This window comes from Streptomyces krungchingensis (assembly GCF_054729265.1).
In genome coordinates this window covers 1-12797 of record NZ_JBPUKY010000003.1, presented here as the reverse complement: position 1 = coordinate 12797, position 12797 = coordinate 1, and the positions used below count along the sequence as shown (strand labels likewise).

Sequence of the window (12797 nt, the reverse complement as noted above, 5' to 3'; positions counted from 1 at the left end):
CGCCTGTCGCTGTCACCTTTCGGGGGCCGCGGCAGTCGCTGCCTCCTGCGTCGACGACGCGTCGTCGATGCATCAAAAACGCCCCAGCCACGCCACTGCACCATCCGCCCCACGTCGCCCGAACAGAGGCGGGTGATGCTCACGGGTAGAGGAATTCAGGATCTCCCGCCTGTGCAGGGGCCCGTGGACTCACGGCTTGATATCGCCAAGGCAGGCATCACGTCCGCGCTCTGTGCGGCATCGCCCGAAAGCACGGCACATGGGAGCAGCCCCAGAAAGGAAAAAGTGATGGTCGCCACTCAGGCAGTAGCAACACGAGCAAATGAAGCGGACGCCGACTACGACGCGTATCAGACCGTCGTTCAGATCATGAGCAAGGCAATGTCGGATTCGATCCTCGAATCCCTCAGGGAGCTCAAGGACCCGCAGACCTTCACTGCACACATCAGGGATGCGGCGACCGCTCAAGGAATCGACCCGGACGCCGTGCGCGAGAGCGATGAACTCTTCAACCGATTCTGGACGCTGGCCAACGGCGTCGACCTGGATGTGTCCTGGAAGAGCAGTTCCGGAATCCCGGTCCGCTCTGCCGTGATCGCCGATTCTCTGCAACCCACCCAGCCGCCTGTTTCCCGGTCCAATGGCCAGGCAAGGTTCTCCCTCGGAGTCAGCGCCTTCGGCGTCGGCATCGGGGTCAGCTGGTGAGAAGCAGACACCTTCGCTCCCGTTGTTGCACGGCGGAAATCCCGGACTCATCAACAGGTTCTGGGATTACCTGTCCAGCGACAGGCTGAACCATCGAGACGGGAAATCTGTTCCGGGATGGCACCGAGCTTTCCGAGGTCTCGGAAAGCTCGGTGCCGGTATACGGCGTAAATCCACGTGTACTCCGCATGAGGGTCAAAGGATTGCCGGCTGGTCCCGGGACCACGACCGGTGGTGGGGCCCACTGCCGTAGTCCAGGCACGGGTGGCCGCCGGCCGGACCCCGATCGAGCAGCGGGGGATGTGGACCTCATGCTGCGGATCCGTGGGCCGGACCGTCACCGGCCAGGGTTTTCACCCGACATGAAGAGGCGAGTGCCATGTCACGTCAGTATTTCCAGCGCGGCCATCTCGTCGAGGCTGAGGAACTCGACGATGTGATTGCGGTCAAGGACAGCCTCGGCAGAGCTGCTGCCGATGTGGAGTCAGAACTGGGAAGCAGCGCCCGCGGGCAGGTTCGCGAGGCCGGCGTCGACGACGAGACGGCCGACGCCTTCGCCCGGGCCAGCTGGATATTCGTCAGACCGAATCAGCAAACCCGCGACGCGCTCACCGCAGGCGAGGAGATCCCCGGGGCGGAAGCGACCGGCACGGTCATCCGGCGGCCCAACGGCAGAATCGGTATTGCGACCGACGCTCTGACGGTCCAGCTGCAGCCGGCGCTCTCGAAGTACGAGGCCGAACTCGAGCTCGAGGCGGCCGGTCTGACCGTGGTCAACCAGCTCCGCTTCGCGGACAACCTGTACGAGGTGCGAGCCGCGGCGTGGCAGGACGCCCTCGCCGCTTCCGTCGAACTCCAGGGCAACGACCGCTTCGTCTTCGCCGAACCTTCGCTCATCGAGCATGTTCCCGGCCGGTTCAGGCCTGCCGGTGCCCGGTACGCGCAGCAATGGCAATGGAGGAACGTCGGCACGAACGGTGGTACGCCGGATGCCGACGTTCATATCGAGTCGGCGTGGGACCGTACCTTCGGAGCCGGGGTCCGGGTCGCCGTCATCGACAACGGCTTCGACGTGGAGCACCCGGACCTCGCTCCCGGGGTGGATCCGTTGTCGGGTTTCCTCACCGATCATGTGGGAGGGGCAGTCTTCGTCCAAGGCACCTCCGGGATGCCCGACAGCGGTCATGGCACCTTCTGCGTCGGCATGGTCGGGGCCCGGCACAACAACGGGGAGGGTGGTTCGGGAGCGGCCCCCGAGTGCAGCCTGATGCTGCTGGCGTGTCTGGCGGACCAGGTCGGCACGCAGGCGACCCTCGCCCGCGCCGTGGCATACGCGACCGACCCGTCGGTGGAGGTCCCCCAGATCGCCCCGGGCAACGGAGCGGACATCCTGGTCAGCAGCCTGGGCCCGAACGGCGCGGACTGGGATCTGACCAGCACTTTGGACCTTGCTCTCAAGTTCGCCGCCACGAAGGGGCGTCAGGGCAAGGGAGCGGCGATCTTCTGGGCGGCGAGCAATGGCACCAACGTCGACGTCGCCAAGGACGAGGTGGTCTCCCATGCGGACGTGATCGCCGTGGTGCGGTCGACGAACCAGGACCGGGAGGACAATGCGGCACGCGGCTCGGAGGTCGAGCTGATCGCCCCCGGCGTCAAAGTTCTCAGCACCACCTCCGGTGGCGGTTACGGAACCAAGACCGGCACCAGCTTCGCTGCTCCGTGCGCGGCCGGATGTGCGGCACTGGCGCTGTCGGCGAACCCTCACCTCACGCGCGATGAACTGCGCGAGGTGATGCACAAGTCCGCCGACCACATCGGAGGACCGGGGGTCCAGTACAACGAGGCCGGTCACAACGACGACTACGGCTTCGGCCGGGTGAACGCCGCCCGGGCCGTCGCGCTCGCCGAAGGACTGAACCCATGAACGATCAACCCGCGGTCATCCGCTGCCACGTCGTCGCCGAGAACGCCCAGGCGCTCAGAGAGTTCCTCTACGAGACACAGCCTGATGTCGGCTGCCGCGCCATCGCGCACCGCACCCCGGCCGGCGTCGAACTGGACCTCTACTTCCGCCAGGACCAACTGGTCCAGGCCAGAGCGTCCACATCGGCATCGCTGGTGGACATCACCGAAGTGGAGAACATCACCGAGAACTGGCGTACCCGGCAGGCAGAGGTCGGCAGCGGTGACCGCTTCGCAGACCGGGACGCCGTCCCCCACGGTCTGGGCAGGAAGGATTGAATCCTCACCTCCGTGAACGGAGGTGATTCCTGGCTCACGCTGCCTCTCAGACCGGCGGTCCGTCAGGTCTTCCACGAGCAACACCAGCCGGGTTGACACCAGCCCGGGCAGCTGACCTGCTGCAAGGTCACACAACTTCAAGGAGATTCCGCGTGCTTGGCTCTCACGACGCATCGTCTGCAGCTCACGCTACCAGCACGCCGGTCCGCCCTGGAGGCGAACCGGCCTTTCCTGCCCTGCTACGCAGGGGTCCGATTCCTCCCCGGCCTGAAGGCCGGGGCGTCCTCGGAGGGACCCGGTGAGCATGTATCTCAACGTGACCGAGATCGAATCGGCGATCACCAACTTGCACGACGCCCACCCCGGGACGACACAGATCATCACTCCGCCCCACCCCACGCACGAGGGCCGGACGACAAGGCTCTTGCGGGTGGGGACACGACCGGTCGACGAGGTGCCCGCAATCCTGCTGCTGGGCGGGATGCACGCCCGGGAGTGGGTGCCACCCGACGCGCTGATCTCGTTGGCAGCGGACCTGCTCGAGGCACACAGCCTGGCCACCGGACTCGGCTACGGAGCAGCGGCGTTCACGGCGCCCCAGGTGACGCAGGTCCTTGACGACCTCAATCTGTTCTTCTTCCCCTGCGTCAACCCTGACGGCCGGGCCTTCAGCCAGACCACCTCCGCGACGTGGCGCAAGAACCGCCGGCCGGCGCCTGCCGGGTCCACGGGTCCCTCGTGCGTGGGGGTGGACCTGAACCGGAATTTCGATTTCCTGTGGGATCACACCGCGAAGTTCGCCCCGAACGCGAATGTCCACACGTCGGACAGACCGTGCGATGTGCAGGTCTACCGAGGGCCGGCGGCGGCGTCGGAGCCCGAGACCCGCAACGTGGTCTGGGCTCTGGACAACCATCCACAGATCGAGTGGCTGGTCGACGTCCACAGCGCGGTTCCGGTGATCCTGCACAGCTGGGGCTGCGACCAGAACCAGTCCGTCACCCCGGCCGACAACTTCCGTAACCCCGATCTTGATGCAGTGCGGGGGCGGCCGGACGACGGCATCGGCGAGTTCATCCCCGAGCAGGACCTGCAGATCGGGGTCGAACTGGCGGAGCAGATGAACGACGCGGTGCGTGCCGTACGCGGGGTCGACTACGGGGTTGATGCAGCGTACGGGCTGTACCCCACCTCGGGGACGAGCGACGACTACGCGTACAGCCGGCACCTCACCGACCCGGCCGCCACGAAGGTGTTCGGCTTCACCATCGAGTGCGGTGACACCTTCCAGCCGGACTTCGGCGAAGCCGAACAGGTCATCCAGGAGGTCTCGGCCGCGTTGGTGGCACTCGCGCTGAAGGCTCCCGAGGTCACTCACAGCGTGTAGCCTGCCCAGAACGCACCTGTCCGGTTTGCCAGAGTTGTTCGCTCCCGGGGAACCGCCGGCAGCTTCGTACAGGTTCGGCCGGCGGCTTCCGCTGACAAAGCGTCAGGCCGGGGGCTGCGGGAACTTTGTAGTGGCTTCAGGGAAAGGGCACGCTCATGATGCATGAGCCGCAGGTGCCGTTCCGGTCCCCCATCGTGGGTGACCTCAACCTGCCGCCGGACGGTGGGGCCACCGAGGGCCCCACCCCGGTCGACCCGCAGCAGCGCCTGCCGATGCTGATCGAGCTGAATGTGCTCTATCCCGGGGGCCTGCTGGCGGTCCGCGAGGCTTTCTACGGCCTGTGGGAGCAGTACGCGACGCAGGCCGGCGGGTGGTGGCCCGAGGAAGTCACCTCGACGAGCCCCGTCCAGCCCCCCGTTCCCAGGGGTCTCGCACTCATCGCGCCGAAGTTGTACCAGTGCGTCATTTCCCGCGCCGTCCTGCGCGACATGGTGACAACAGACCAGGAACGTGCCGAGCACGGCCACCGGCCGCCGACCATCTTCCGGGTATGGCCGGACTACGTGCTTCATCCGCAGATCGATCGTTCCGCGGCCACCGTGAAGGCCAACGCCGCCTGGCACTCCTACGACGCACGCGGCCGCGGAATCGTCTGGGCCGTCATCGACAGCGGAATCGATGCCGGCCATCCGCACTTCTCCCGGCTGGAACTCGCCTCCGCCGGCCGGGGGGAGGATCCGCTGCAAGGACCGGCCAGCCAGTTGCACCGCGACTTCAGCTTCCTGGTGAACCCCGCAGACCAGGCGCAGCCTGACACCCCGACGCAACTGCAGCCCCTGGTGGACGGCAGCGGGCACGGTACACACGTCGCCGGCATCATTTCGGGCTGCACGCCCGAGGGCATGACGCCGCGTGTCGCGGAGTCGAAGGAGCCGGTGAACGGCGGATATGTGCAACGGGCCCATGTGGGCAAGCTGTCCGGGATGGCGCCCGCATGCGAGCTGGTGAGCATCAAGGTCATGCGGCTCAGCCGGCAGGGCACGTGGATCACGTCGTCCAGCGCGGTCATCCGCGCTCTGACGTACCTGCGAACCGAAGTCAACGTGGACCCCGGGGTTCTGCGCGTACACGGGGTCAACATGAGCCTGGGCTCCGAGTGGAGACCCGAGCAGTACGCCGCAGGCCAGTCACCGCTGTGCCAGGCGGTGAATCAGCTGGTCGCCTCCGGCGTGGTGGTGGTCGTCTCCGCCGGCAATTTCGGTGCCCGTACCGCAGGAGACTCGACCAACACCTCCGCCGTCATGGGCTCGATCACCGAACCAGCACATGCCGAGGACTGCATCGCGGTCGGATCCACGCACCGGGACGCGCCTCACGCCTTCGGCGTCACCTGGACATCGGGCAAGGGGCCAACGCTCGATGGGCGGATGAAACCGGACGTCGTGGCGCCCGGCGAGTGGATCGCCTCTGCCGCCAGCGGCACGATCCGGGCGGCGGCCGGACTGGACGACCTGGCCACCGGAGCGTCCCCCTCAGCCGGCTCGCTGACCTACGCCGAGCAGTCCGGCACCTCGATGGCGGCGCCACACGTCTCCGGCATCATCGCGGCCTTCCTCTCCGCCCGCCCGGAATTCATCGGCCGGCCCCGACAGGTCAAGCGCCTGCTCACCGACAGCGCCACCGACCTCGGCCGCGAACGGTATGCACAAGGGTCGGGCCTGGTCGACCTGATGCGCATGCTCGCGAATGTCTGACGAAAGGGAAGCGGACATGACACGACTGGCGACGAACGAGCCGGCGTGGGACCTCGAATTCGAGGAGAACGGCCGACTGACGGCACCTGCCGCACGGGACTTCCTCGACCAGGTGATCGCCGAAGGCGTCGACGACCTCTTCCTGTTCAGCCACGGATGGGGAACATCGAAGGACAGCGCCCGCACGCTGTACAACACGATGTTCCCGATGATCCGGGATGCTGCGACCGGCACGGCAGGCATCGGCAGGATCGGGTTCGCCGGCATCTACTGGCCTTCCCTGTGGTTCCCGCCCACACAGGCAACCCCTCCGCCGGCGGATGCCGCGACGCAGGCCGAGAACGGCGCCGTGGTGGATCTCAACGCCGGTACAGCAGCACTCTCGGGGACCGAGATCGCCAAGTCCCTCCAGCCGGGCTTCGCCGACCCCACGCAGCAGCAGACAGTGACCGAGATCGGCCGGCTCATCGACCAGGGGGAAAACGCGGCCGTCTCGAACGAGCCCGACGCGCACAAAGAGGAACGGCTGCGACAGATCCACCAGCTGCTGACATCTCTCGTACCGCCATCACCCGATGGCGAGTTCGAGGACTCGGGCGAGAGTGCTCTGCTCCTGACAACCGACCCCAAGACGGCATACCAAGCTGCCGCCGAGGCATTTGGCAGCGCACCACCGGGCTCCGCGACGCAAGGCATCGGCGACTGGTTCAGCCACGCCCTCAACGGCGCGAAGGACGCCATGCGCGTCCTCTCCTACACCATCATGAAGGCCCGCGCCGGCGACATCGGCCGCAGCGGGCTGGGACCACTGCTCGAATCCCTGCACAGCCGGTCATCCTCCGTGCGGGTCCACCTGATCGGCCACAGCTTCGGCGCCCGGCTGGTCTCCTTCGCCCTGTCCGGCATCAGCTCAGCTGCAAGCAGCCCGGTCGCGTCACTGCTGCTCCTCCAAGGCGCCTTCTCCCACTGGTCGTTCGCGCACAAAAAGGACAACCCCTTCGGCAGCGCCGGCGCTCTCCACGCCTTCGCGGACCGGGTACACGGCCCCCTGGTGGCCACCTTCAGCATCTTCGACTGGGCCGTAGGCGTGTGGTACCCGAAGGCTTCCTTCCTGGCCCAGGAGGACGCGCAGACCAAGACGGCCGGACGCTGGGGCGGCATGGGCTCCGACGGATACCAGGCAGTGAACCCATCGCAGGACCTGGTGATGCCGGCCAACGGCACCATGAACGTCCAATTCACTCCCGGAACCTTCTACCGGGTCAACGCCGCCAACGTCATCAACCACGTACAAGGAGAGCCCTTCTCCGGCGCGCACTCAGACATTCGCAAGATCCCGGTAGCGGCGCTCGCTGCAGAAGTCGCCGCAGCACATGCATAGATGTCCGAGCCGCCGGACACCGTGTGGTCGCATCCCCTGCCAAAGGGCTCGGCTCCGTCGACGGTGACCGTACAGCGGGACGCGGCCGGCCGCCGGCTCGTCTCCCTTGGTTCGTCTCCCTGCTGTGCGCCGGCCCCACCACGAAGCCACTCCCACTCCCGGCAGCGGATCAGGCCGTCGCCCGGCAGCGGATCAGGCCGTCGAGGCGAAAGACGACGGATCCAAGACGACGGATCCGACCGGGCCAGAGCCCGGGCGCAAGGTCGCCCGGGATGCATGCCCGGATCACCGACCGCCGCCGCGACCACCTGCACCAGCTGACCATCCGACTCGTGCGCGAAAACCGCTCGTGCTCGAGGACCTGAGTGTCCTCAACCTGGTCAAGAGCCCGCCATCAGCGATGCCGCCCGGCCACAGCTCCGGAGCATGCTCGAGTGCACAGCAGCCAGGTACGGAAGAAACGCGATCGCGATCGACCGCTTCTTCCCCTCCACCCGCTGTGCTCCCACTGCGGCGCAGACTTGCGGCGCAGACCGCTGAACCGCCAGGGTGTGATGGCCCGCCGCACCGTCGAACGCGTCATGCGCGAACTCGGACGCACCAGAGCGGTCTGCGGCAAAAGAGGTGGTCACCACCAAGCGACCTTCGGGACCGCGACGCCGTAGCCCCCGACCCCGAACCGGTGCCGGGTCGCCAACAACCGGTGCCGGGTCGCCAACTTCACCCACGTCACCACGCTCGTCGGCGTCGTCCATCTCGCCTTCGTCGTGGACTGGTGTCCCGCCAAGCATCCGTATTCCGGCCGAACCACTGTGGCAGTCCGCAGGGCTCGGCGACGGCGTCCCAGAAGGCGTCGAACGTGTCGATCGACCGCCGCGCAGGTCCCCCATACCGCCCCGGCGCCTGGTCCACGTAGCTGCCGCTCAAGGCGGAGATTCGTCGGGCGGTCTCGCAACCTCGACGACGTCGGGAGACGCATGATGTTGAAGGGTCACAACCAGCGGGCAGCGGTGGCAGGCATCTTCGCCCTGCTCTTGCCACCAGCGGCAACGAGGCCGCAGTCGACAAGCCGGCAGGCTATCGGTATCCGGCGGCAAGATACGTGTGATCCTCTGGGCCAGGCTGCATCGGGCACCGTCGAAGTGACGACAACTGCTTCCTGCGCAAGGGGCGCCGATACGGAAGACCTCAGCGGGCTCGACCGGCTGGGCCAGATCCGTTACCTCTGGGGTTACGGGGACCATCTGGTCCAGATAGCGCACATGCGGCTCATGGGCCGTTCCAGCCACCACGCCGAACACCACGGCCCCGGACATGTCCGGCTGCGCGCTGGGGCAGTAAAGATCCTGGTCCTTGTTGCGATCTTCCGCAGCATGCTCCTCAGAAGGCATGTCTATCCTCCATCAGCAGGGGGCGGGGCACTTCCCTCGCTTCGCGATTCACGCCACGGTTCACCCCAATTGAACGCGATGCCGACTGTGGTGAGGCCAAGGCCAGGGATCGAAAACGATCTATTGGGGTCCGAATCGCGTTCCTCCAGAGCCCTGATGACGCCGGCAAGTGCCGCCTGCGTCAACTCATCCACGCTCACCCGGGGAACCTCGCTCGTCGTTCTACTGGGGTCAGAATTGCGTTCATCCAGAGCCCTGATGACGCCGGCAAGTGCTGCCTGCGTCAACTCATCTACGCTCACCCGGGGAACCTCACTCATCGTTTCTCTCCCTGAAGAGGATTGAAAGCCGAGCACGTGCGCGGCCATGACGTGCCTGCGCCACCTCCGACGTGCCTCTCAGCTCTCTGGGCAGCGGCCTCAAGCCGTCTTCCCTGAGCATTCACAGCCCCCGTTCCGGCGACGTGGGCCTTGAATGAAACAGGCGTTGCGCAAGGGTTACCCATGCATCAATGGCACGTCGTCGTCGCAGGACGCGGCTGCTGGTACGGAGATGGGAGAGAAGGCGAGCAGGGAGTCGGCTGGATGCCGCACGTCACCCCGTCCATGCTCGCCCACGCCTTCCTCAGAGCTCGTCACACGATCTTGTTGAGGTGTCCTGACCGGGCATGACCGATGTGGTGATTCGGCCGTTCGGGAGGGTGTGAGTACTCGGCCGTGGATCGTGGATGACGGCTTGTGGACGCTGATCGAGCCGGTGCTGCCACCCTGGCCGGAGCGATCGCCCGGGGCCTGGCCGGTGGCAGACCGGGCGTGTCTGCAGGGCATCCTGTATGTGCTCCACAACGACATGACCGGGCAACTGCTGCCCCTGCAGCCGGGGTTCGGCTCCGGACAGACCTGCCGGCGGCGTCTGGAGCGGTGGCAGCAGGCCGGGGTCTTCGACCGGCTGCACCGCATTCTGCTCGCCGAGCTGAAAGCGGCCGGCGCACTCGACCGGTCCAGAGCGTGTGCGGACGGCTCCCCCATCCGTGCGAAAAAAGGGGGGATCCGACACCGGCCCGCCACCGGTCGACCGGCACAAGACGGGCAACAAGCACCACATGCTCTGCGACGGACGCGGCACCCCGCTCAAAGTCATCACCACCGCCGCCAACGTCAACGACGTCACCCACACCCTCGCCCCGGTCGACGACATCCCGTCCGTGGCCGGGCGTCCCGGCCGGCCACGCCACCGCCCCGATTCACTGCTCGGCAACAAGGGCTACGACTCCCACCCCCACCGCGAGGAGCTGCGCAAGCGCCGGATCCTGCCGGTGATCTCCCATAAGGGCGCCCCGAGCATCAAGGGCCCGGGCAGACTCCGCCACGTCGTCGAGCAGACCTTCGCCCTGCTCCATCAGTTCAAACGGCTCGCCGTCCGCCGGGAACGCCAAACCGAACTCCACGACGCCTTCGTCTCCTTGGCCTGCGGCCCCATCCGCTGAAGGCGACCGAAGAAGCACCGCTCATGATCGTGTCACGAGCCATTGGCTACAACTCACACCACTCACCGAGAGAGCCGGCCGCCTGCGTCTGCGTGAAGTCGTGCACCAGCTCCCAAGCCCGACTGACATCCAGGACAAAGCCGCCCGTGAACACGGCGAGGCCGTCCATGATCGGCACTTCGACCTCGGCGCCTGATGGCACGGTGCCGTCTCCTATGAGCAGAAACATCCGCTCGGTGTCACTCATCAGGTGGACAACCGCGTGATCACCTCGGAAGGCCAGGACCAGCGCCGGGAACTCCCTGTCCGGCAACCGGACCTCGAGGTACCCCTGGCCACAGGAACGCACGTCGCTGAAACGATCCGACAGATCCTTCACCCCTGAACGCCTCTCAACCGGATGGAACAAACCCGACTCCGGCAACGCCGCCGCCCACACCACACCCATCCAGCCCCCCTTCCCCACACAAGCCCTCGCCCACGATCCAGCGGCACGCTCCCACACTCCACCACGACAGGACTACTGGGACCGAACTGCATGACCGTGTCACGAGCTCCAAGAGAAATCCTGGACAGCATGGTGCGACACAACACCGGGCCTGGCAGTGGTGGAGATGGCCGCTGCCGACGACGCGAGGCGCGTTCACCCCCGGATGCGGGCGAACCGTGTGCTGACGGCCGCCCGACGGATCCGTACGAGCCTCAGGACATGCTGCCCCGGCACATCGTCCCGGGGGCCGGGGTGCGGCCCGTGCGGAGGTATCGGTCGACCGTCTCCGTGACGCAGCGGTTCTGCGGATATGTGCCGTGGCCCTCCTCCTCGGCCGTCAGGAGGACGCCGACGCCGTCGCCCAGAGCGCCGGCCATGCGGCGGGCGCCCAAATAGGGGGTGGTCGGGTCGCCGGTGCCGCCGACCACCAGGACGGGGGCAGCGCCGTCGGCGTTCACCCGGAGCGTGGCGCGCTCGCCGTCGAACGGCCAGTCGTAGCAGAGGTACACACCGGTGGACCAGGCCGCGCCGAAGACGGGTGAGGCGGCTTTGATGCGGGCCTCGTCCCGGTCCAGGCGTTCGAAGCCGGGGCGCAGGCTGGAGTCCGCGCAGGTGATCGCAATCTGGGCAGCGCGGCTGTTGTCGGGCGGGGTCGTCGCGCGGTCGGCGGAGCCGATGTCGTCCGCGCCCTTGCTCAGCAGGCGGCCGTCGTTGTGGTCGATCAGCGCGGTGAGGGCCTTGGCGAGCGGCGCCCAGCCGTCCGTGCCGAGGTCGAGATGGTCGCTGACGGCGTACGCGAAGTCGTCGGCGTCGAGGTATTTTCCGGCGCCTGCCGGGGCGGGCTTCTTCTCCAGCCGGTCGGCCAGCCGCGCCATGCGCCGCGCGGCCTCCTTCGGCCCGTCGCCGGTCGGGCAGTGGCGGATACGGGCCGCGCAGTGCGCGGCGAACCGGTCGAACGCCGCCTGGACCGCCTTGACCTGCGACATCTGCTTCTGGGCGAGGTCCTCGGTCGGATCGACGGACGCTTCGAGGACGAGCCGTCCGACGTGCGACGGGTACAGGTGGGCGTAGACCGCGCCGAGCGCCGTTCCGTACGAGACGCCGAAGTAGTGCAGCCGCTCGTCGCCCAGGAGGTAGCGCAATCAGGTCGAGGTCGCGCGCGGTGTGCGAGGTGCCGATATACGCAAGGAGCGGCCCGGAGTGCTCGGCGCAGGCATCAGCCCCGTCGTAGCCAGTGTCGTTGGCGGTCTTCCCGCAGTGCACGGGGATGGTCGCGCCGACGCCGCGCGGGTCGAAGGAGACCAGGTCGTAGCGGTCCAGCAGCGGCTTGTACTGGTTGAGGAATTCGGGCAGTCCGCTCACGCCGGACACACCGGGGCCGCCGAAGTTGAGGACGAGCGAGCCGATGCGCCGGGCGTTCGGGCCGGTGGCCTTGCGGCGGATCAGGGCGACGTCGATCGTCTGGCCGTCCGGTTTTTGGTAGTCGAGGGGGGCCTTCATGGTGGCGCAGTCGTAGCCCGTGCGCGCGGTGGGCGGCGAGGTACAGCCGGACCAGTCAAGGTGCTGGCCGGTGGTGAACGCGGCGGGCAGACTGGCGGGCGGGTTGTCCGCGGTGAGCTCCGTACGCGGCTGCGCACTTGGGCCGCGAGCATCGTCCTGGAGCCAGGCCCCGACCGCCCCGACCGCCGCGAGGACGACTCCGGCGATGACGCACACGCCGGCCCACAGGCCCGGTCTGCGGCTTCCTATCGGATGCGCGTCACTCATCGAAATCCCCGCGCTCTCACCCCTGGACACCCGCCCCGCCCCCGCATGCCCCCATGCCCGCATGCCCGTATCCGTGACCGTCCGATCGTCGGATGCGTGCAGGATACAAGCCGCTTCGGACAACACGGCCGGACGCCCGGCATGCGATGACCGGGGCGGCAGGGGTGCTGCGGTTCAGTGAGGAACGGAATCCGT

The 12797-nt window shown here is 67.3% G+C and carries 10 protein-coding genes; 7 read left to right on the top strand and 3 right to left on the bottom strand.

Annotated elements, in window-relative coordinates:
• The first annotated feature begins 288 nt into the window (after positions 1 to 288).
• The 6 genes from ACSYGO_RS46070 (at position 289) to ACSYGO_RS46045 (ending at position 7468) form a co-directional block, all read left to right on the top strand.
• On the top strand, positions 289 to 705 hold the full coding sequence (locus ACSYGO_RS46070) for a hypothetical protein (protein WP_426682655.1): 417 nt from the start codon (positions 289 to 291) through the stop codon (positions 703 to 705).
• Between the two features lie 379 nt (positions 706 to 1084).
• The gene (locus ACSYGO_RS46065) at positions 1085 to 2629 is read left to right on the top strand and encodes a S8 family serine peptidase (RefSeq protein ID WP_460390452.1); all 1545 of its coding nucleotides are present in this window, start codon (positions 1085 to 1087) and stop codon (positions 2627 to 2629) included.
• Positions 2626 to 2946 (top strand): hypothetical protein, encoded by a 321-nt coding sequence (locus ACSYGO_RS46060; RefSeq protein WP_426682653.1) that lies wholly within the window; start codon positions 2626 to 2628, stop codon positions 2944 to 2946. Before ACSYGO_RS46065 ends, ACSYGO_RS46060 begins: the two co-directional genes overlap by 4 nt.
• A 304-nt stretch (positions 2947 to 3250) precedes the next feature.
• Positions 3251 to 4333, top strand: a complete 1083-nt coding sequence (locus ACSYGO_RS46055) for a M14 family metallopeptidase (protein WP_460390510.1) — start codon at positions 3251 to 3253, stop codon at positions 4331 to 4333.
• A 155-nt stretch (positions 4334 to 4488) separates the two neighbouring features.
• A complete protein-coding gene (locus ACSYGO_RS46050) occupies positions 4489 to 6087 on the top strand; it encodes a S8 family peptidase (protein WP_460390451.1) in 1599 nt (532 codons plus the stop codon).
• 112 nt (positions 6088 to 6199) lie between these two features.
• On the top strand, positions 6200 to 7468 hold the full coding sequence (locus ACSYGO_RS46045) for a hypothetical protein (protein ID WP_460390450.1): 1269 nt from the start codon (positions 6200 to 6202) through the stop codon (positions 7466 to 7468).
• A gap of 923 nt (positions 7469 to 8391) precedes the next feature.
• On the opposite strand, the gene ACSYGO_RS46040 is transcribed toward ACSYGO_RS46045, so the two are convergent.
• Positions 8392 to 8859 carry a hypothetical protein gene (locus tag ACSYGO_RS46040; protein WP_426682649.1) on the bottom strand — a complete coding sequence of 156 codons (468 nt, stop codon included), beginning with the start codon at positions 8857 to 8859 and terminating at the stop codon, positions 8392 to 8394.
• Positions 8860 to 9579: 720 nt separating this feature from the next.
• Between ACSYGO_RS46040 and ACSYGO_RS46035 the strand changes: the two genes are divergently transcribed.
• Positions 9580 to 10345, top strand: a protein-coding gene (locus tag ACSYGO_RS46035; protein ID WP_460390509.1) for an IS5 family transposase whose coding sequence is annotated in 2 segments (ribosomal slippage) — positions 9580 to 9894 and positions 9896 to 10345 — 765 coding nt in all. Because the reading frame shifts where the segments join, the coding sequence is not laid out codon by codon here.
• 46 nt (positions 10346 to 10391) lie between these two features.
• Here ACSYGO_RS46035 and ACSYGO_RS46030 read toward each other — a convergent pair.
• Positions 10392 to 10793, bottom strand: a complete 402-nt coding sequence (locus tag ACSYGO_RS46030; protein ID WP_460390449.1) for a hypothetical protein — start codon at positions 10791 to 10793, stop codon at positions 10392 to 10394.
• Positions 10794 to 11047: 254 nt separating this feature from the next.
• On the bottom strand, positions 11048 to 11977 hold the full coding sequence (locus tag ACSYGO_RS46025) for an alpha/beta hydrolase (protein ID WP_460390448.1): 930 nt from the start codon (positions 11975 to 11977) through the stop codon (positions 11048 to 11050).
• Positions 11978 to 12797: the final 820 nt, after the last annotated feature.